The organism is Chitinophaga sp. sic0106 (assembly GCF_019219075.1).
GTDB lineage: Bacteria > Bacteroidota > Bacteroidia > Chitinophagales > Chitinophagaceae > Chitinophaga.
This window is the reverse complement of the sequence record NZ_JAHUWJ010000002.1, coordinates 423,647-441,999: the sequence shown is the minus strand read 5'-3', so window position 1 is coordinate 441,999 and position 18,353 is coordinate 423,647. Positions and strand designations below refer to the sequence as shown.

Sequence of the window (18,353 nt, the reverse complement as noted above, 5' to 3'; positions counted from 1 at the left end):
ATCTCCCGGAAAATCTTATAAATATACAGGAGCTGCCTGATTTTCTGGGGAGATGTTGTTGGAAAAGATAAAAAACGAACCGGGAAACCGGGGACCAACGGCCTCCGTATCTCCCGGAAAAAAAACAGTGTAGGTAATAATATATATAGGATAGAAAGGATCAGTTCAGGTGCTCATCAATGCGGAACATAGAATGCCCGTTTTTTCTGCGCTGGTGAATAAACTGCATCGTATATACGAACAACACCATCAGCAGGCATACTACCACAAACAACCAGCTATTAAAAATGGACTGCAGGAAATCAGGCGTACCCATGGTACCCAGCGCGGGATGTGGCATCCAATCAGCCAGTTTATCAGTATGAATGTTGAAAGCGGTATAACTGGCATCCACCGCCGGCTGCAACGACCCGGCAATCAAAGGCACCGCCGCCATTAATTTTCCCACACTCGGCTTGTTGCCGAAAATATTAAAACATAACTGCCCATGACGGGTAAGAAACCGCAATTCATAGTTAATGATGGTGCCACCGCCAGCCTTTTGCTGAAAAATTAACGGCCAGTGGAATACATGCCTAGCAGCATCATAAAAAGGCGACACCAGCCAGTTGACCCGTATTTGCTGCCCGGCGTGCTCCTTACGGCGACTTGCCAGCAACTGATCATAATCCATATGAACAGCATCAGTTTCCGCAAGATACCCGGAGTTTTCATACACAATAGTGGCTCCCCAGGCTTCCGCCGAAAGCAGATCCACATTTTCAGGTACCAGCATTCCCTGCAAACCCGGATGCACCTCGTTGTGCCACAGGTCATGTAATAATTTATAACTATCACGCTTGTTTAAAAAACGGAAACGATCCGGTACATGTAACAGATGCCCTTCGGTAAGCACCTGGCTCCTGGTTTGCCAGGAAAAGGAAGACAAAGCATTATCATAACCTGCTGCGCCCACAGCGCATTGGCAGATTAACAGGCATATTACCCAGCAAAAACTACGCATACAATACTTATTGGCATTAAGAAACGTGGATTAAAGCAAAAATGAACAGTATCGTTGAGGTATAGCAATAAGTGGTTAATAATTATTACGGTAATGAAGATAAAAAACTTCGGGGAAGAACACAATAACACAAAGCTGGTATCTTTTCTTATCAAGTTTGGAGACAAAAAAGACGGATGTCTCAGACATCCGTCTTTAATGGCGCCTTCGGCGCCAATGGTAGTGGTTCCGTGCTTCGCACAGAACAAAGCGGGCTTCCCCTTAATCCAGTTTCAGGTTATTTAAAATCGCCGGAAGCTCCTTTTGAATTAGCTCAAAAAATTCCCTTTCCTCTTTGCGGATATGTGCTTCCAGGCTGGTGGCCAGGGCATCCATATCCTCCTCCAGCCGGGTGCTGTCGTTCAAGGCAGCATACATGCGGGAAATAATGTGGTGTTCCTGCTGCAGTTCTGCAATGGCCGCATCTACCAACGGATGGTGGCCGGCACATTTATCAAAAAGGTGATCCTCCTTTTGGATATGTGGCACCATCACTTCCTGGAAAATGCGGACCACATATTCAAACTTTGCCTGTGTTTCCAAAGGGAAACCTTCATATGGTGCGGCGTCTATTTTCAGATACCGGCATACGAACAACAGGCGTTTATGCTCATGCGAGAGCGGTATTAAAGTGGAATGTCTTTGCATATCTCTATTCAATCGCCCCTATCAGGATACTGTGGTGGCAGTATTTTTATGCTTACGGCAGTACCAGATCAGTACCAGCCCACCGATAACCATCAATGCAGAAATGATTTCCGCCTGTGTAGGATGGAAACCAAAAATATTATACTTGGTATTCACACGGATCTTTTCAATAAAGAATCGTTCCGCACCATTCATGATCAGGTAGATACCAAATATCACTCCCGGCGTGGTGATGCGCTTGCGTATAGCCCACAAAACGAGGAACAGCCCAATACAGGCAATAATCTCATATAACGGTGTCGGATATACGGCGATCGGCAATACTTTACAATACTGACCTTCACAACCGGCAATCTGCACCCCTTCTCTGATTACATTATGCGGGTAGCCATAAGCGAAAAACCAGTCGGGCAGGAAGCCCAGGGAGGCCGGCTTTTCAAATGGGATATGCGGGATCTGGTCCAGGCTGGGGTATTGGTTCAGGAAGAATTGCGCATTCCTTTCTACTTCCGCGGAAAACTGTGCCGGCGCCACTTTTACCACTCTTCCGGCAGCATCTGTGGAATAGGCGCTGTTGTAAACGCCCCAGTCACCATCTCCAGAAAAATGACAGCCCATACGACCGATACCGTAAGCCAGCATCAGGGCCGGCGCAGCACTGTCGATCAGATGACGGATAGTAATTTTTTTCTTGCGGGCATAGTTGATGATCACAATGGCGGCAACGATCAGGCCACCATAAAAGGTGAGGCCGCTGAACGACAACAGCGCCCCGATAGGGTCCTGGACAAAGTCGTTCCAGTTTTCCAGGTTATGGAAAATCTTTGCGCCGATCAATCCTGCGATGGCAGCCATTACGGTGAAGTCAGGCACCCGCTGGTGTGGCATCACAGTAACAATCTCTTCCTTTTGTGTAGTTTTTTTGAGGGTTTGTTGTCTCTTATATATTTTATAACCGGCAAAAACAGCAGCCAGGATAAATCCGGCAGCCAGACTTCCCTGACCGGAAAACATGTAAGATTGCAGGTCCTGCATGGCAGTGTCCCACTGGAAAAACAAACCTAATATTTTGAAACCGAGGAGAAAACCGATGAGGGCATTGACGATAATTTCTGCGTTGGTAGCGGGTTGGCCTACCAGTACTTTCTCTTGTACTCCCTGCAGCCATCCCAGTTTTTCGCGGCGTTTAAGCTCTAACGTCAGCACATAGGCAGCTGCAAGAAAAGCGATAGCAACAAAAAAACCAAAAGTTTGGAACAGCTTAAAGAAAGGGATTTCCAGGCCTAACAGGTCCTTAAAAGCGTAATATAAATTTGGATACATAGCCAAAAAAAATTGGTGATCTGAGTTTTCCTATGAACAAAGCCGAATTATCAAGAGGAAAATCAAACCACCAAAGTACGTTGCAAATTTGAATTTAAGAATTCAAATTTCTTTAAGATTAGGTTAGCAATATTGTTCGAATGCATCTGCGAGGTTCGCTGCAATCATTTGAGCAGAGCGACCTTCGATCATATGACGTTCGATGAAATGAACCAGCTGACCATCTTTAAACAGGGCGATTGCCGGTGAGGACGGAGGATAAGGTAACAGGTGTTCACGAACAGCAGCCACACCTTCCAGGTCAAAACCTGCAAAGCTGGTAGTCAGTCTGTCTGGTTTCTTTTCACTGTGGGCAACAGCCAGCAACGCACCCGGGCGGGCAGTACCTGCGGAACAACCGCAAACAGAATTAATGACAACCAGTGTTGTTCCTTCTTTCTTCAGTGTATCGTCTACCTGTCCTTTTGTGAGCAATTCCTCAAAACCATAATCGGTCAGCTCGGCCTTTCTAGGCATTACTAATTCCGCTGGATACATATAATTATTATTTTTTTTAGTTGAAATTATACCCAAAGTTAAATAAACCAAGCCAAAATATAAAAAAATGGAATGCTAAGTGGACTTTTTGACACTCAACAAACAATCAAACTGACAACTCGTCATAATCTGTAACGTTTTTACTAACAAAATAGCAGTTTTGATGGCATGGTATCCGATTTGATCTGCATAGGGTGTAAAACAAAATTTAAAAAATTAACACCAAAAAATAATTAAGACTATGACACACGTAACATTTGGACCTAGAACTATCAATGGACTTGTTGGCGATATCTTGAATAATGGCTGGAACAAAGTAGCAAAAGATGATTTCCTGACGAACGATTTCTTCACTGCACAGCCGCCGGTAAATATCACTGAAACCAAGGAAGGCTTCACCCTGGATGTGGTGGCACCAGGCTTCAGCAAAGAAGATTTCAAAATTAATACTGACGCAAAAACATTAACCATCAGCGCGGAAAAGAAAGCAGAAGAAAAAAATGAAACCGACAAACAGGTACGCCGTGAGTATACCTTCAAGTCATTCAAACGCTCTTTCACCATCAGCGATGCGATTGATACTTCTAAAATTGTTGCAAAATATGATAATGGTGTCCTGAAAATTGCGCTTCCTAAAAAGGAAAATGCACAGGATACTCCGAAATCTATAGTAGTTGAATAAGGGTTAGTAGTGATTTCAAACGGAATTGCTAATAACATGGGGGTTTAAAAAACAAAAGGGCCGCATTTTGCGGCCTTTTTTCATTTTTTCGTATAGGCGATGCAGAAATACTTCACTAATACAAATTTCACACGAACGTTTCATCAATCCTTACTTTTTATACAATAATTTGCCATTAATAAGCTTGGATAATGGCAAACTTTTTCAGGAATACCTGGATATTTATCAAAGGCATTTACCAACGTGCCGAAAGAGCTGCTCTGGGAAATATTGTTAACCGCAGCGCCGATTTGTACGAACACGCAAAAGCCAAACTGATTTTTGACTACGCCTTTTACTATACCATGGCCCTGATTCCGGTGGCCGTGCTGGCTATTGTTACCTCTAATGAGGTCAACCTGATTGTGATCCCATTCTTGGTGGGCATGCTGTTTATATGCCTGGCGCTACTGCGCAACGGCATATCCGCAAAGGTGGTGGGCGCGCTGACTTCCCTTACCACCCTCATCATGCCTATCCTGTCTTCGTTTTTCAACAACCAGGATATTTCGCCGAAATACGCCACCATCTGGATTGTAAGCATACTGTTCTGTTACATCACCGTCAACCTGCTTACCGCCATCCTTTGGTCCGCCATTATAGTAGCCTACCTGGTACTGGTCGCCTATATCAAACTGAATGGCATCTCCCTCTACGTATCGTCCGGTTTCTCCAACAGCTACCTTTACATCTCCAATCCAATCGTCATCACCGTTTACCTGCTTTTCATTATCAGGTCCATGGGTATGTACTATCAGAATGTGATCCGCATGGAAAGGAAACGCACGATGCAACAGCAGAAACAACAACTCAGCCTGATACACCAGCATCTCACCAAACAATTTATGCTGGTAAAAGGATTCTCCAGATCAGGCCGGTCCGCCTTCCAAAATGGTGAGCTGGAGCTGTTGGAAGCCTGTTTCACAGAAATAGAAAAACAATGTGGCATCGCCATCAGTTACCTCGACGAATCAAGCGAACAAAAGCATAACGGTGAAAACTACACGGATGTGTGACACAATAGATTGGTTAAACCATTCGTTTACTATGCTTTAGGAAGCAAATTCCGGAAGACCTCCAATACCAACGGGCATTAACCACCCATTCGGGTGATTGTATCATATCAATATCGCATTAAAAAAATTACAACTTTTTGGGCTTACACACAATAATCCCTAATAGTACCTTTGTACTGTTAGAAAATATTCCTATTGTCCTTATACTACGAAATTAGCTAAATCTAACCTATGCCGTGATCGGCCTTCATCTCAAATGAAGGCCATTTTTTTGCCCATACTATATCGTCAGGTATTCCATGGGATCATGGGTCCGGACAGGGCATAAAAAAAGAAGGTGTGTCTGGTGACACACCCTCTTGCAAAGGATTACTAACCCATTATTTTAATAACCCAAAATCTTCAACATGCTTTGAGCAGACTGTTCTTTTGCGTAGAGCCAGTCTTTCAACTGCCCGTTTTTGTCGGCGCCTACAATCACGTGTTTAGGAGAAGGAATCAGGCAATGCTTGATACCTCCGTAGCCGCTCAACTGGTCCTGATAAGCACCGGTATGGAAGAAACCAATGTAAAGTGGTTCAGTACTTCCACCCTGCTTGGGCAGGAACACAGCATTTATATGCTCTTCAGATGTATAAAAGTCGTAGCCGTCACAGGTGAGGCCACCAAGGTGCACCTCCTGGTATTCCTGGTCCCATTTATTAATAGGCAGCATCAGGAATTTTTCACCAATCCCCCATGTATCCGGCAAGGTGGTAATGAATGAGCTGTCGATCATGTACCAGATCTCACGGTCATTCTGCATTTTTTCACCAACCACACTATAAATAACTGCACCACTCTCCCCTACGGTAAAGGAACCAAACTCAGTGTAGATGTTAGGTACTGGTACTTTATTCTTTTTACACATGGTTTTGATATTGGCTACAATCTCGTTTACGATGTAGTTGTAGTCGTAGTCAAACCCAAGGGAGTGTTTGATAGGGAAACCGCCACCTATATTTATACTATCCAGTTCAGGACAGATTTTCTTCAGTTGGCAATAAAGGTTGATGGATCTGTTAAACTGGCTCCAGTAATAGATATCATCTTTGATACCTTTATTCATAAAGAAGTGGAGCATTTTCAGCTCGAACTTCGGATTACCTTTCAGCTTGTCCACATAAAACTCCAGAATATCTCTGGAAGCAATACCTAACCTGGAGGTATAGAAGTCAAAGGTAGGTTCTTCCTCTGCAGCTATACGGAGTCCGATTTTTACACTATCCTTTGCACGTACGTTTTTCTGGTAATCTTCCAGTTCATCCTTATTGTCCAGCACAGGGATTACATTTCTGAATCCGGAGTTGATCAATTTAGAAATTGCCCTGGTGTAAGGCTTGGTTTTGAAGCCATTACAGATAACATAAGTATCTTTTGTAACCTTCTTACGTTCATACAGCTTATTGATAATATCAATATCGTATGCTGAAGAAGTTTCAATATGGATGCCATGCTTGAGCGTTTCTTCCATAATGAAAGAAAAGTGCGAGCTTTTCGTACAATAGCAGTAAAAATACTCGCCATCATACCTGTTCTTCTTAATGGCATCGTTGAACATTTTCTTAGCCTTATTGATCTGCATCCCGATTTTGGGCAGATAAGTCAGCTTGAATGGTGTCCCGTACTTGTCGATCAACGCCTTAATATCCAGACCATTAAATTCCAGGTAGTTTTCTTTTACATCAAACCCTTCCTGGGGAAATTCAAAAGTCTGGTTAACGAGGTCTGTGTAGGTGCTATTCATTTAATGCTGAGAATGAATTTTAGGAATGAGTAATAAAATTTAAACTTCAGGATAAATGCTCCTTTCCCCTCGCTGGAAAACTCCTGGTTTACACACCTACGTCAGTTCGAACCCCAGCAAAATTGGTTGCAAAGCTAAATATTTTGTCGATTGCTCCGCTAATTTTTTTGTTAAATCAGATAGGTGCAAACCGCAAATATACAAACTATTACTAATCAGATTTTTAAATAACAATGATTAATATTTTATTTAGTCCCGCGGAGTACTTCCAGGGCCTGTTTTCCTTCGCAGAAAAGCAGATCGAGGATACTCATTCCCGGCAGGAATCCGGTGCGGTCTTCAAAAACCTGAGCATATTGAATACCAGGGAACTGTACGGTACCAGGCTGCAGTTTGTCTCTCATATCTGTAACGCCGGTCACCTCTTTCTGATAACCATCCGTAAATAATATTGTTTGCTGCAATCCAAGTTTGTTGTTGGCCCATTCCAGGCAGGCCAGGTTCCAGTCGAGCAGGTAATCAAACTTCCTTTCGTAGAGCTCTTCCAGTTCCGGCTCAAAGTATTCAAACCAAGGAGAGCGTCGGTAGGCAGACACGAGCGTTTTCCAGTGAAGCGACTGCCACCGTTCCTCGTTGCTGATGCGGACATCCTTCATCACGGTCCGCTGATTCTTCCCTTTAGTAAGCGGAACACTCAGGATCATTTTGCCATTGGGGCCTGCGAGGTAACAACGGTTACGGTAGCTCACCTTTTGGTAGTGCTCATATTTTTCCAATAATAATATATCATGCTCAATTGAAGTTTTATAAAAATCAATCGATGGAAAATACTGAGACTCAATCAACAAAGTTGAATTATTTGCACTCACTGACATACTGTCAAATTTTCGGTTCGGAGGGTACGAAGCCATGGTTTCGTACCCTCCTGGTACTTAAAGTTTTGTACTTAATAATTTACTTTAAGCAAATGACTAACAATTCATAGAAAATAAATAAATATGCTAATGCAGTTAGTATTTTACTTAAAGTCCAGCTTGCCTGGGAAAATGCAAATTTACTAAAGAAATTAGTCGCTTACGAATTGATTTTTAGCGAACTGTGGAGGTATTTCAAAGATATCGGATTTTTATAAAAACAGGAGTTTTTTATATAAATTTTTAATTTTAAGCGAGATAGCCATTTCTTCCCGTGCGTTAATTGTTTCCTAAATTGCCCACCCCCTTTTGAGATATTTTTCTTTTAATGTAGGTTTGATAAAATTTTTAGTCAGCCGTTATTAGCATGAAATACATCCGACTCATATTAGCAATTTTCATTACCTGGGGCATCTTCTCTTCCTGCGAAAAAAATAAGGATCTACAGTTTGTCAGAGTAGCCGGATTCAGTTTGGGTGAGCTCGGTATGTCCAAAAGCATCGTAAACATGACGCTGGCATACTATAACCCAAACAACTATCGCCTTCAGTTAAAGGATGCGGATTTCGATCTTTTTATAGATGATACCGAAGTCGGCCATTCCATCCAGGATACAATCATTAACATCCCTGCCCGGGATACTTTCTATTTTCCGGTGAAACTGGAAGTAAATATGGGTAATGTCTTCAAAAACGCCTTTAGCGCATTCAGTAATAAAGAGGTAACTATAAAAGCAACGGGTAAGTGCAAAGTTGGAAAAGGCGGGGTGTATCTGCCGTTTCCGATTAAGTGTGAGACAAAACAGGCGCTGAAGTTCTTCTGATTTTTTCCCTACTGAGATAATCGTTTGCATAAAAAAGCCAGTCCCACGGGACTGGCTTTATATTTAATTAATGTTTTTTATCAGGCATTCCACCACCATCTTCCGGCTTCTTGCAGCAAAGCGGCAGGCGCTGGTAAGATTCGTTGTTGGCAGTAACATTGTCGGCATCATAACCACAATTAGCAATGGCAGTTTTGATGTTTTCAACGTTGGTACGATCTGTCCAGTATTTAACTGTCGTTACGTGTTTTTTGAAATCCACTTTGGAGGTTTCTACGCCCTCTTCTCTTGACAGGTATTTTTCAATACGGTTTTTGCAGGACTCGCACTGTACAGTTGGCGTAGAGATTTTAACGGTAGCCAGTGATTTCTGCTTCTGCTGGGCAGATGCAATACCAAAAGTGGTCAGCATCAGCACCAGTACTAATTTTAAGGTACGCATAGTTTTCAATTTACAGATCCAATATACTGATTTTCCATTATACATCTGGATGCCCATTTGTTAAATTCAGACGCCAAACCGAAGGGTTTTTACCATCGGAAAGTTCATGCATTGCGCTGCATTTCCATAAAAATTGCCTGACTATTTACCCCAGGTATCCGGAGAAGTTCTCCATGACTGCAGTGTAGCGATTTCATCTGCATTCACAATACCCTTTTCCTCTGCAAGCGCAATCATCGCATTGTAATTGCTCAGAGAATGAAATGGCACCCCGGCGGCCTCGAAAGCTTTCACCGCCACATCAAAACCATAGTTGAAGATAGATACCATACCTACCACTTCCCCGCCGGCAGCGCGGATAGCTTGTACAGCTTCCAGGCTGCTTTTGCCGGTAGAAATCAGGTCCTCTACTACCACCACCTGCTGGCCTGGCTGCAGCACACCTTCAATCTGGTTGCCCATGCCATGCTCTTTCGGCTTGGAACGCACATAAATGAATGGCAGTTTCAGCTGATCAGCCACCAGTGCACCATGCGGGATACCCGCAGTAGCCACACCCGCAATTACGGCTGCATCCGGAAATGTTTCAAATACCACATTGCACAACTCGGATTTAATATAGTCGCGCACGTATGGATAAGACAAGATCTTCCGGTTATCACAGTAGATCGGAGATTTCCAGCCGGAGGCCCAGGTAAAAGGCTGCGCCGGACTCAACTTTACTGCCTGCACCTGCAGCAGTTTTTCTGCAACTTGTTTTTCGCTTATTTTAGTCATACAAGCGCCAAAATTATTGATTTAATTTCTAATTAGAATGTCCACGAAATAATTCATCCGTATTACTTTTGCATTCATGACCACAAACATCAATATATATCTGAACGAACGCCCGCTCCTGCTTAGTGCGGACCGCGCATCCATTCCTGCCGGCTTCGAAGATGCCGTTGTATACGAAGATCCTAACACCGAAACGATAGATCAGGTTTTGCTGGAACTGGAAGAAGGAGAACGCCAGTCAGCTGTTTTTATCAGGGAAGACGTAAAGCAATTGCTGAAAAAAGTTTCCCTGCACTTCACCGTGCTGGTGGCAGCAGGTGGCCTGGTAACCAACGAAGAGCAGGAAGTGCTGATGATGTTCCGCCGCGGCAAATGGGACCTGCCAAAAGGTAAACAGGACCCGGGCGAGGATCTCGAAACCTGCGCCCTGCGCGAGGTAGCCGAGGAAACCGGCCTGCACAATATCAAACTCACAGGGAAAATCACGGAAACATTCCATTATTACCCCATGAAAAATAAAAAGGTACTAAAGCATACCTACTGGTACCGCATGGAATTTACCGGCACTGAGCTTACCGTACCACAGATTGAAGAAGATATTATGGATATCCAATGGGTGAAACCGCATAATGTTGGCAAATACCTGCAGTTCTCCTATGAAAATATCAGGGAGGTCTTCAAAGCAACTAATATGCTGACGAAGGGAGCACCAGGTTTTATCCTTTAAACATTACTTGCCTGCTGCCCGGATGCTGATCAGATATGGTGCAAGTGCCAGGTTATCACCTGTGCGAAAGCCTTGCCCTACCATCAGCTGGTATTCCTTACCGGGCAGCAGCTCCGTTTCAAAGGAAAATGCTGTTCCGGTTTCATCAAAACCAATAACTTTTTTTACCTGCAATACTGCCGCCTGTACGTCCGGTCCTTCGGTAAAATTGCTAAAACGCTTGTCCATACCTGCAGAGAACCGGATGGTTACGATATGTTTCCCCGGAGCCACTACGCCTGTAGATTGATCCAGGCCACTAATTTCCTTTACCACCGGTCTTGCAGCCAGGTAAGCCTGTTTATAAACCGATACCGGTTGATCAAAATACTGCGCGCTGTCGATCATCCGGAACAGTGCCGGCTCATTATTATACGGCAGGGTGATCAACTCACGTATGGCAGCTTGTTTATTGGCAGCACGATTGTAATAACTTTCACAAATGGCATATCCCATGTAATAGCCGAGATCGCGCATACCAAATGGATTAGCACGATTACTATACAGCCAGTAGCTGCTATGCGGGGAAAACATGGATTTCACAAATACTGCCTTCAACGCGCTGTCGTTCGCTTTGCCATAGGCAATCGGCGGATTGGGCGAAGCCACACCCAAAGCCTTTTCTGCTACAAATTCCGCCACTCCTTCCAGCACGCACTGCGACAATAAATAATTCCCTATAGTGGTTACCTGCTGCGTATGTACGTATTCGTGCACATTGAGGAACACCAGCTGCTGCACCGGATTTTGGCTGAAATAGGCTTTGAGGTGTTGAAATTGTGCAGGAAATTCATCCGTAGCGGTCTTATCGTCTGCGAGCGACAATTCACTGCCGATCAGCACCTTGTTTTCAAGGGTAGTTCCGTTGGAGCGCATGGCCCCTACCGTGAAATAGATATGAGCCGGCCTCATGGAGGGGTATAGCTTGCGCAGTGCAGCAATACCCTTATTGATATCAGCAGCATAAGTAGTTACCCGTTGCATGTTTGGCCTTACAGACGCCCAGAACTTTGGATAGTCCTTAATTGCGTTAACGTAATCTGCTGCTGTGTATTCCCTTACTTGTCGCAGCGCCTTAAAGCCTTCACCCGCCTTGTCAAAATACAGGGTTTGAATCAGTTCCAGCTTTCTGGCGCTGTCAGTCGTATTTGAAATGGCATCATAAGCTTTCCAGAACAGGGGGATGTCAGTAGCACTTACCAGTGCGGTGTGTTGGGCCATCAGCGGGGCCGCCGGCATTAGCCAGATCAGTATAGGGATAAGATAACGCAAAGCAGTACAGTATTGGTAATAATGTTAACGTTTGTCCAGGATAGCCACTGTAAGGCGGCTCACACATATAAGGCGGTGTTCATCGTCTGTAATACGGATATCCCACACATGGCTGGTAGCTCCCATATGCAAAGGCTTTGCAAACGCATGCACGTACCCGCTTTTCACGCCACGGATATGGTTGGCATTGATCTCCATGCCCACACAAATAGACTTAGCCGGGTCAATGATCAGGCCTGAACCCACACTGCCAATGGTTTCGGCGAGGGCCGCCGAAGCACCGCCATGTAGTAACCCGTACGGTTGCACGGTGCGCTGATCCACCGGCATCATCATCTTCAGGTAATCGGGACCAATTTCAGTAAACTCCATGCCCAGGCAGGCTGCCATGGTACTGGCGCCCATTTCATTTAACTGATCCAGGGATACATTCAGGGAATGCCAGATCGCTTTCATATACAATCAATTTATTTTTTCAAACGATTCATACCTTCTAATACAGCCGGGGGCACAAAAGCGTTCACTTCGCCACCATGTCTGTAAATATCCCGCACCAGTGTAGAGGCGATGCTGGCATATAAGGGCGAACAGGTAAGGAAAAACGTTTCTACGGTCGGTTCTATCGTCCGGTTCACATCTGCAATGGCCTTTTCATACTCGAAATCCCCCACACCACGTATGCCACGAAGAATAAACCGGGCTTTTATCTCTCTGCAAAAATCAATGGTAAGCCCCTGGTAAGAAGCTACTTCCACCCTGGAATCATTTTTATAATGCTCCCTGATCCACTGCATTCTTTCTTCCAGCGGAAACATAGGCTGCTTATTGCTGTTGTAGCCAATGCCTATCACCAGCTTATCGAAAAGGTCCAGCGCACGGTCGATCACATCGGTGTGACCGTAAGTGATGGGATCAAATGTGCCGGGGAAAAGACAAATCTTCATATGGGTTCTATTTGTAAAGGTCCGCAGGTACTAGCGTTTCAGCTCTTCCCGGTTGATAAACACCGAAAAGATGGTGGCGCCGTAATTCCTGTCTGTGCGGAAGTAAGAATATTTACTGAAGTTATTATGATTGGTATGCTCAATCACCAGCCAGCCTTCTGGTTTCAGCAGCTGTTTTTCGAACACCACAAGGGGCAGCTGATCCAGCGTGTCCATAGCGTATGGCGGATCAGCGAAGATAAAGTCGAACTGCTCCGTGCACTGCTGCAGGTATTTAAACACATCCATTTTCACCACTTTCAGGGTGGTAATGTCCAGTCCACGGGCTGTTTTACTGATGTATTCCGCCATAGACGGATCTTTTTCCACAACCGTCATATCAGTAGCTCCCCTGCTGGCCAGCTCGTAGCTGATACTGCCGGTGCCGCCAAACAGGTCGAGGGTTTTTAACGTTGATATATCCAGGTTATTTTCGATGATATTAAATAAGCCGCCTTTGGCAATATCTGTAGTAGGCCTGGTATTAGGCATCTTTGCCGGTGGCTGAAATCTCCTGCCCCCACTCGCTCCTCCGATTATACGCATAATGCTAACGCATACAAATTATGAAAATAATATCCCGGTATTTCCTGCATCTTGCTGATATAGGAATAACCCGGTAGTCGTTGTGCCCATTCCAGGTTAGGTATGAATTTATACATTTCCTGGTATACGGCATTGTCTTTCACCAGGGCTCCGGACAACTTCACTTTTATCTCTTTTTCATCCAGTCCCAGCAGTCGAAGGGTATTTACGACGGTGTACACCACATCCAGTCCGCTCTGGTATTCTGCCGATTGATGTATCAGCAGCTTACCGGCTTTATAAATGGTGATGGTGATGGCGTTACGCTGTACTTCTACAAAGGTCACTCCTTTCTCATGGCCGAAATCGAGGTCCATCGGATATGCCAGCAGCAGTGCGGAGCTGGCATGGATCACCAGGTCGGAGGAAAACTCCTTTCTGAGGAAACCTACCAGGTCTTTATCCAGGCTGTAAACATTCACGAATGGCTGTCCATATATCAGGTCCGACAACACAGCTTCCTGCATTTTTTCCGGCTGTACCAGGTGCAGGTACTCTTTTTTCAGGCCGGCGTTAAAATGCTGCTGTGGCACCAGTACACCGGTGCCGGTGTCAAAGGCCAGCAATACGGAACGGAAAGCGGTGAACAACAGTTTATCTACCTCAAATACTTCTTCGATCATTTCCAGGTCCGCCAGTGCTAATTTCTGGGGTTGAAAATGATAGGATTTCAATGCCAGGAATTTCTTTGCAACAGGCTCATACACCACATAGCTGAAGGTACCGCTGCTTACCAGCACCAGCAGGTGACAGGCGGTAAGATCGGTTTCCAGCAGCGTTTCATCGTCTACTGTAAATGCAGGATGGATGTTATAGGCCACAGGCATATTATAGAGTTCAAATGAATTACAATAATAAACTTTTTACTTTAATTGCCTTGCAGGAAGTATATCTTTGCCTGCATCAAGACCCGAACCCGTACCATGCAACTGGAAGTTTCGAACAGAGATATTATAAAGATTGCAGCCCCTATATGTCTGGCACTGATCATACCGCAGGTTAATCACATGACGAATACTGCGTTTCTGGGCCGGCTGGGGGAATTTGAGCTGGCGGCCAATGGCATTGCGGGTATATATTACCTGGTCATGTACATGATTGCCTATGGGCTTAACAACGGGATGCAGGTGCTGATAGCCCGGCGTGCCGGCCAGCAACATTATGCGGGGATAGGCCAGCTGTTTTCCAATGGTTTGATGTTGGGGCTTTTCTGCTCTCTGTTGGCGATTGGAATCACTTTATTATTTGCACCCTATTTCTTTTCACACACCTTACATAACAAGGCGATTTACGAAGCGGCGGTTTCGTTTATCCGTATCCGTATCTGGGGCCTGCCGATGCTGATGTTGCTGAGTATGGCCAATGCCTTTTATATTGGCAGCGGACATTCGCGGGTACTGGCTATTACTTCCCTTTGCCAGGAGGTGGTGAATATTTATTTCGATTACGGGCTGATTTTCGGTAAGCTGAATATGCCGGCCATGGGGCTCAATGGCGCTGCGGTGGCCAGTATCATAGCGGAAAGCACCGGTTTTGTGGTGGCTTTCAGCATCCTGTTTATCCGCAGGTTTCATCGCAGATACAGTTTATTTAGCTACCTGAAGCCCGCCTGGGGCGTGATGCAGAACATCCTGAACGTTTCTGCTCCCATCATTGTGCAATTCCTTTTCAGCATTGGTGGTTGGTTTGTGTTCTTTATTTTCATTGAGCATATGGGTGAAAGACCGCTGGCAATTTCCAATATGTTACGCAGTATTTTCGGGTTCTTCGGGATATTTACCTGGGCGCTGGCGGCAACCTGCAATACGATGGTGAGTAACCTGATCGGGCAGGGCAGGCAGGATCAGGTACTACAGGCTATTAAGCGGATCATCCTTTATTCGGCGACCTGTTCGGTGGTGGTCTGCATACTCGTTAACGTGTTCCCTTATACGTTATTACATATTTATACGGCAGATGCCAGTCTTATCAGTGATTCACTGCCGAGTATCCGGGTAATTACGCTCAGCACTATTCTCATGGCGGTATCGGCGGTGGCGTTGAGTGGCGTAACCGGCACGGGGAACACGCGTATGAACCTGATTACGGAAATAGTGGCGGTGGTAGGATACCTGATTTATTGTTATATCGTGATAGAGCGGATGCGGAGCCCGTTGCACTGGGCCTGGGGAGCGGACTTCTTTTACTGGACGATCATTTTCGGGATTAGTGCGTGGTATTTGCGGAGTGGCAGGTGGAAAGGGAAAGAAATTTAATTTAATATTTGCCGGCATCCTGTTGCCAAAGGCAAAGGGAGGCCGGCAAAAACAAGTTACTGCAGATCATCTAACATCTTCTTCACATCAGCTTTTATGCTGGGATCATCATAAGTAATATTTCTAAGTGTGAGTGCTTTCTTTAGCACTTCTACTGCTTTATCTTCCTGGTCATTTTCTTTATAGGCGCGGGCCAGTTCGTAATAGTTGAGAATAAAGCCGGGGTCCAGCTGGCGGCATTTCTCATAATTAGCGATGGCGGTGGTGAGGGTCCCTTCGGGGATACCGCCGAATAGCATTTTAGCGGCGCTGCGTTCAAATACGTTGAGTGTGGCTACCTCATAATTCCATTTTCCCAGTACGTGGTAGGCCGGACCAAATTTAGGGTCCAGTTTAATGGCCAGGTCGGCGTATTTTTTCACGTCTTTGGAGGCGGCTACTTTATCTTTTGCGCCGGAGATGAGGGCCATGCGGCCCATGGCCACCGACATGGCATAATTGGCCATGGCGCTGTTGGGATTTACTTTCAGTGCAGCATTGGCGTAGTCCTTTGCCTGGTTGAAGTAATTGGTTTTAGCTTCTTTATCTTTCTGGCGGTTGCCGATGCGGGAGGCCATTTCACTGGCCTGTATGAGTGCATCCAGCTGGGTAGGTTGTATTTTAAGAATTTCCTTATCCTTATCAAAAGCTTCCTGCTCTTTCATTTGTACTTCCAGTTGCTTGGCCTGAGCTACCATTTCATCTACTGATTGGGCTTGGGAGATGAGGGCGCCGAGGAGGAACATGGATGCCGTTATGATCTTTTTCACCATAGGACAGGTTTTAGTTTAAGTATAAATATTGATTAGCTTATAGATATAAATATACTAAAATTACAAATTTAAAACGGCAAGGTTGCGTTAAAAAAATCAGTAGTCTTTTTCGAGCGACACCATAGAATTGCGGATGGGAGCGCCCATTGGCGGGTTCATTTTACGGAGGGCAACGTGGCTGTGGGTGATATTGGGGTATCGGGCTTTGAGGGCGTCGGTGATGGCGTACACCACTTCTTCGAGGAGGGGTTTGGGGATGGCCATTACGGCTTTGGCAATTTCGTATATGCCCTGGTAATTAACGGTTTCGGAGAGGTCATCCACGGGCACGGTGCCGGGTATACGAACGGCGATATCGAGGATAAATTCGTTGCCGATGATGGTTTCTTCCGGGTAGTAACCGTGGAAGGCGTGAAAGGAGGCTTTTTCCAGTGCGATGGTAAGCATAATCAGTTGATTTAAAGCAAATGCCGGGCTGGTGGTATTCCGGCCCGGCATTGAAATAATTGATTGCAGGATTAGTGGTGCTCTTTTGCAGAGAGGTATCTTTCTGCATCGAGGGCTGCCATACAACCGCTACCGGCGGCGGTTACTGCCTGGCGGTAGATTTTATCCTGTACGTCGCCGCAGGCAAAAACGCCTTCTACTGTGGTACGGGAGGAACCAGGTACGGTAACGATATAATCTTGTTCGTCCAGCTCCAGGTAATCTTTGAAGATCGCGGAGTTAGGCTGGTGGCCGATGGCTACGAAGAATGCGCTCACAGGCACTTCTTTCTTTTCACCGGTTTTATTGTTGTGGATGCGGAGGGCTTCCACTTTGTTTTCACCCAGTACTTCATCTGTTTCTGAGTTCCAGTACACGATGATATTGGATGTTTTAAGTACGCGGTCCTGCATTACTTTGGAGGCGCGCATTTCGTCGCGGCGTACGAGCATATGTACGGTGCTGCACATTTTAGAGAGGTAGAGTGCTTCTTCGGCGGCGGTATCACCGGCACCAACGATGGCTACCTCTTTACCACGGAAGAAAAAGCCGTCGCACACAGCGCAGGCGGAAACGCCGCTACCGTTGAGGCGCTGCTCAGACGGGAGGCCGAGCCACTTGGCGGAGGCGCCGGTGGCGATGATGATGGCATCAGCGGTGATTTCTTTTTCTTCGTCGATGATTACTTTATATGGCTGTTTGCTAAAGTCAACTGAAGTCGCCAGTCCATAACGGATATCGGCGCCCATGCGGGTAGCTTGTTTTTCGAAGTCCACCATCATTTCCGGGCCCTGGATACCTTCCGGGTAGCCTGGGTAGTTTTCCACTTCCGTGGTGATAGTAAGCTGACCGCCTGGCTGGATACCCTGGTACAGTACTGGTTTGAGGTTAGCTCTTGCGGCATAGATTGCGGCGGTGTAGCCTGCTGGGCCTGAACCGATGATCAATAGATGCACATGCTCTTGCTGGTTCTTGTTTTCCATACTTCTAAGTTACTGTGTAATATTATTGCTAATGATTGGTGTATGATGATTTTAGCCTGCAAAAATACGAGGCTTGGGTCAATATAAAAACACCGGCCATGTAATTACAAGGCCGGTGTTCTTATAGAATAAAGAGGATATGTAGATTTCTTTATTATCTGATGTAAGAAACTGGGCATTGT

The 18,353-nt window shown here is 45.4% G+C and carries 21 protein-coding genes; 5 read left to right on the top strand and 16 right to left on the bottom strand.

The genetic code is table 11. The features are described 5' to 3' along the window. Positions 1-160 precede the first annotated feature (160 nt). From KW844_RS04585 to KW844_RS04570, 4 genes are all read right to left on the bottom strand, one after another. Positions 161-1,003, bottom strand: coding sequence for a DUF2167 domain-containing protein (locus tag KW844_RS04585; protein ID WP_218375531.1), 843 nt, complete (start codon positions 1,001-1,003; stop codon positions 161-163). Between the two features lie 261 nt (positions 1,004-1,264). Further along, a complete protein-coding gene (locus tag KW844_RS04580; RefSeq protein WP_218375530.1) occupies positions 1,265-1,690 on the bottom strand; it encodes a hemerythrin domain-containing protein in 426 nt (141 codons plus the stop codon). 21 nt (positions 1,691-1,711) lie between these two features. Next, entirely contained in the window at positions 1,712-3,013 is a 1,302-nt protein-coding gene (locus tag KW844_RS04575; protein ID WP_218375529.1) for a prolipoprotein diacylglyceryl transferase, read from the bottom strand. A 123-nt stretch (positions 3,014-3,136) separates the two neighbouring features. Next, a complete protein-coding gene (locus tag KW844_RS04570; RefSeq protein WP_218375528.1) occupies positions 3,137-3,550 on the bottom strand; it encodes a BrxA/BrxB family bacilliredoxin in 414 nt (137 codons plus the stop codon). Positions 3,551-3,791: 241 nt separating this feature from the next. Between KW844_RS04570 and KW844_RS04565 the strand changes: the two genes are divergently transcribed. Both KW844_RS04565 and KW844_RS04560 read left to right on the top strand, forming a co-directional pair. Next, positions 3,792-4,232: an Hsp20/alpha crystallin family protein gene (locus KW844_RS04565; protein WP_218375527.1), complete on the top strand. Its 441-nt coding sequence runs from the start codon at positions 3,792-3,794 to the stop codon at positions 4,230-4,232. Positions 4,233-4,423: 191 nt separating this feature from the next. Then, positions 4,424-5,287, top strand: a complete 864-nt coding sequence (locus KW844_RS04560; protein WP_218375526.1) for a hypothetical protein — start codon at positions 4,424-4,426, stop codon at positions 5,285-5,287. Positions 5,288-5,672: 385 nt separating this feature from the next. Here KW844_RS04560 and KW844_RS04555 read toward each other — a convergent pair whose 3' ends face one another. Both KW844_RS04555 and KW844_RS04550 read right to left on the bottom strand, forming a co-directional pair. Beyond that, complete coding sequence (locus tag KW844_RS04555; protein WP_218375525.1) at positions 5,673-7,073, bottom strand: arginine decarboxylase; 1,401 nt, start codon at positions 7,071-7,073, stop codon at positions 5,673-5,675. 245 nt (positions 7,074-7,318) lie between these two features. Further along, a complete protein-coding gene (locus tag KW844_RS04550) occupies positions 7,319-7,948 on the bottom strand; it encodes a WbqC family protein (RefSeq protein WP_218375524.1) in 630 nt (209 codons plus the stop codon). Between the two features lie 406 nt (positions 7,949-8,354). Here KW844_RS04550 and KW844_RS04545 point away from each other — a divergent pair, with 406 nt between their 5' ends. Continuing rightward, positions 8,355-8,810, top strand: a complete 456-nt coding sequence (locus tag KW844_RS04545; protein ID WP_218375523.1) for an LEA type 2 family protein — start codon at positions 8,355-8,357, stop codon at positions 8,808-8,810. Between the two features lie 67 nt (positions 8,811-8,877). Here the strand turns inward: KW844_RS04545 and KW844_RS04540 are convergent, their stop codons facing one another. Both KW844_RS04540 and pyrE read right to left on the bottom strand, forming a co-directional pair. Then, the gene (locus KW844_RS04540) at positions 8,878-9,252 is read right to left on the bottom strand and encodes a heavy-metal-associated domain-containing protein (RefSeq protein ID WP_218375522.1); all 375 of its coding nucleotides are present in this window, start codon (positions 9,250-9,252) and stop codon (positions 8,878-8,880) included. Positions 9,253-9,393: 141 nt separating this feature from the next. Beyond that, positions 9,394-10,029, bottom strand: coding sequence for an orotate phosphoribosyltransferase (pyrE, locus tag KW844_RS04535; protein ID WP_218375521.1), 636 nt, complete (start codon positions 10,027-10,029; stop codon positions 9,394-9,396). Positions 10,030-10,105: 76 nt separating this feature from the next. Between pyrE and KW844_RS04530 the strand changes: the two genes are divergently transcribed. After that, positions 10,106-10,756, top strand: a complete 651-nt coding sequence (locus KW844_RS04530) for an NUDIX hydrolase (protein ID WP_218375520.1) — start codon at positions 10,106-10,108, stop codon at positions 10,754-10,756. A 3-nt stretch (positions 10,757-10,759) separates the two neighbouring features. Here the strand turns inward: KW844_RS04530 and KW844_RS04525 are convergent, their stop codons facing one another. From KW844_RS04525 to KW844_RS04505, 5 genes are read right to left on the bottom strand one after another with little or no spacing between them, the layout of a single operon-like run. Further along, positions 10,760-12,067 carry a hypothetical protein gene (locus tag KW844_RS04525; protein ID WP_218375519.1) on the bottom strand — a complete coding sequence of 436 codons (1,308 nt, stop codon included), beginning with the start codon at positions 12,065-12,067 and terminating at the stop codon, positions 10,760-10,762. 24 nt (positions 12,068-12,091) lie between these two features. Continuing rightward, complete coding sequence (locus KW844_RS04520; protein WP_218375518.1) at positions 12,092-12,523, bottom strand: hotdog fold thioesterase; 432 nt, start codon at positions 12,521-12,523, stop codon at positions 12,092-12,094. A gap of 11 nt (positions 12,524-12,534) precedes the next feature. Next, positions 12,535-13,011: a pantetheine-phosphate adenylyltransferase gene (gene coaD, locus KW844_RS04515; protein ID WP_218375517.1), complete on the bottom strand. Its 477-nt coding sequence runs from the start codon at positions 13,009-13,011 to the stop codon at positions 12,535-12,537. A 30-nt stretch (positions 13,012-13,041) separates the two neighbouring features. Continuing rightward, positions 13,042-13,596 (bottom strand): RsmD family RNA methyltransferase, encoded by a 555-nt coding sequence (locus tag KW844_RS04510; RefSeq protein WP_218375516.1) that lies wholly within the window; start codon positions 13,594-13,596, stop codon positions 13,042-13,044. Then, positions 13,587-14,462: a DUF3822 family protein gene (locus KW844_RS04505; RefSeq protein WP_218375515.1), complete on the bottom strand. Its 876-nt coding sequence runs from the start codon at positions 14,460-14,462 to the stop codon at positions 13,587-13,589. Before KW844_RS04505 ends, KW844_RS04510 begins: the two co-directional genes overlap by 10 nt. Before the next feature lie 96 nt (positions 14,463-14,558). Between KW844_RS04505 and KW844_RS04500 the strand changes: the two genes are divergently transcribed. Then, complete coding sequence (locus KW844_RS04500) at positions 14,559-15,890, top strand: MATE family efflux transporter (protein ID WP_255578212.1); 1,332 nt, start codon at positions 14,559-14,561, stop codon at positions 15,888-15,890. Positions 15,891-15,946: 56 nt separating this feature from the next. Here KW844_RS04500 and KW844_RS04495 read toward each other — a convergent pair whose 3' ends face one another. From KW844_RS04495 to trxB, 3 genes are all read right to left on the bottom strand, one after another. Further along, on the bottom strand, positions 15,947-16,702 hold the full coding sequence (locus KW844_RS04495; protein WP_218375513.1) for a tetratricopeptide repeat protein: 756 nt from the start codon (positions 16,700-16,702) through the stop codon (positions 15,947-15,949). A 96-nt stretch (positions 16,703-16,798) separates the two neighbouring features. Next, complete coding sequence (locus KW844_RS04490) at positions 16,799-17,149, bottom strand: dihydroneopterin aldolase (protein ID WP_218375512.1); 351 nt, start codon at positions 17,147-17,149, stop codon at positions 16,799-16,801. A gap of 71 nt (positions 17,150-17,220) precedes the next feature. Beyond that, complete coding sequence (gene trxB, locus KW844_RS04485; RefSeq protein ID WP_218375511.1) at positions 17,221-18,171, bottom strand: thioredoxin-disulfide reductase; 951 nt, start codon at positions 18,169-18,171, stop codon at positions 17,221-17,223. Positions 18,172-18,353: the final 182 nt, after the last annotated feature.

What these genes read in the sequence shown, in the direction of transcription:
- KW844_RS04565 (WP_218375527.1), top strand. Translation starts at nt 3,792, where the DNA reads ATGACACACGTAACATTTGGACCTAGAACTATCAATGGACTTGTTGGC.
- KW844_RS04520 (WP_218375518.1), bottom strand. Translation starts at nt 12,523, where the DNA reads ATGAAAGCGATCTGGCATTCCCTGAATGTATCCCTGGATCAGTTAAAT.
- KW844_RS04530 (WP_218375520.1), top strand. Translation starts at nt 10,106, where the DNA reads ATGACCACAAACATCAATATATATCTGAACGAACGCCCGCTCCTGCTT.
- KW844_RS04550 (WP_218375524.1), bottom strand. Translation starts at nt 7,948, where the DNA reads ATGTCAGTGAGTGCAAATAATTCAACTTTGTTGATTGAGTCTCAGTAT.
- KW844_RS04580 (WP_218375530.1), bottom strand. Translation starts at nt 1,690, where the DNA reads ATGCAAAGACATTCCACTTTAATACCGCTCTCGCATGAGCATAAACGC.
- trxB (WP_218375511.1), bottom strand. Translation starts at nt 18,171, where the DNA reads ATGGAAAACAAGAACCAGCAAGAGCATGTGCATCTATTGATCATCGGT.
- KW844_RS04505 (WP_218375515.1), bottom strand. Translation starts at nt 14,462, where the DNA reads ATGCCTGTGGCCTATAACATCCATCCTGCATTTACAGTAGACGATGAA.
- KW844_RS04555 (WP_218375525.1), bottom strand. Translation starts at nt 7,073, where the DNA reads ATGAATAGCACCTACACAGACCTCGTTAACCAGACTTTTGAATTTCCC.
- KW844_RS04495 (WP_218375513.1), bottom strand. Translation starts at nt 16,702, where the DNA reads ATGGTGAAAAAGATCATAACGGCATCCATGTTCCTCCTCGGCGCCCTC.
- KW844_RS04570 (WP_218375528.1), bottom strand. Translation starts at nt 3,550, where the DNA reads ATGTATCCAGCGGAATTAGTAATGCCTAGAAAGGCCGAGCTGACCGAT.
- KW844_RS04545 (WP_218375523.1), top strand. Translation starts at nt 8,355, where the DNA reads ATGAAATACATCCGACTCATATTAGCAATTTTCATTACCTGGGGCATC.
- pyrE (WP_218375521.1), bottom strand. Translation starts at nt 10,029, where the DNA reads ATGACTAAAATAAGCGAAAAACAAGTTGCAGAAAAACTGCTGCAGGTG.
- KW844_RS04540 (WP_218375522.1), bottom strand. Translation starts at nt 9,252, where the DNA reads ATGCGTACCTTAAAATTAGTACTGGTGCTGATGCTGACCACTTTTGGT.
- KW844_RS04585 (WP_218375531.1), bottom strand. Translation starts at nt 1,003, where the DNA reads ATGCGTAGTTTTTGCTGGGTAATATGCCTGTTAATCTGCCAATGCGCT.
- KW844_RS04500 (WP_255578212.1), top strand. Translation starts at nt 14,559, where the DNA reads ATGCAACTGGAAGTTTCGAACAGAGATATTATAAAGATTGCAGCCCCT.
- KW844_RS04560 (WP_218375526.1), top strand. Translation starts at nt 4,424, where the DNA reads ATGGCAAACTTTTTCAGGAATACCTGGATATTTATCAAAGGCATTTAC.
- KW844_RS04490 (WP_218375512.1), bottom strand. Translation starts at nt 17,149, where the DNA reads ATGCTTACCATCGCACTGGAAAAAGCCTCCTTTCACGCCTTCCACGGT.
- KW844_RS04575 (WP_218375529.1), bottom strand. Translation starts at nt 3,013, where the DNA reads ATGTATCCAAATTTATATTACGCTTTTAAGGACCTGTTAGGCCTGGAA.
- KW844_RS04510 (WP_218375516.1), bottom strand. Translation starts at nt 13,596, where the DNA reads ATGCGTATAATCGGAGGAGCGAGTGGGGGCAGGAGATTTCAGCCACCG.
- coaD (WP_218375517.1), bottom strand. Translation starts at nt 13,011, where the DNA reads ATGAAGATTTGTCTTTTCCCCGGCACATTTGATCCCATCACTTACGGT.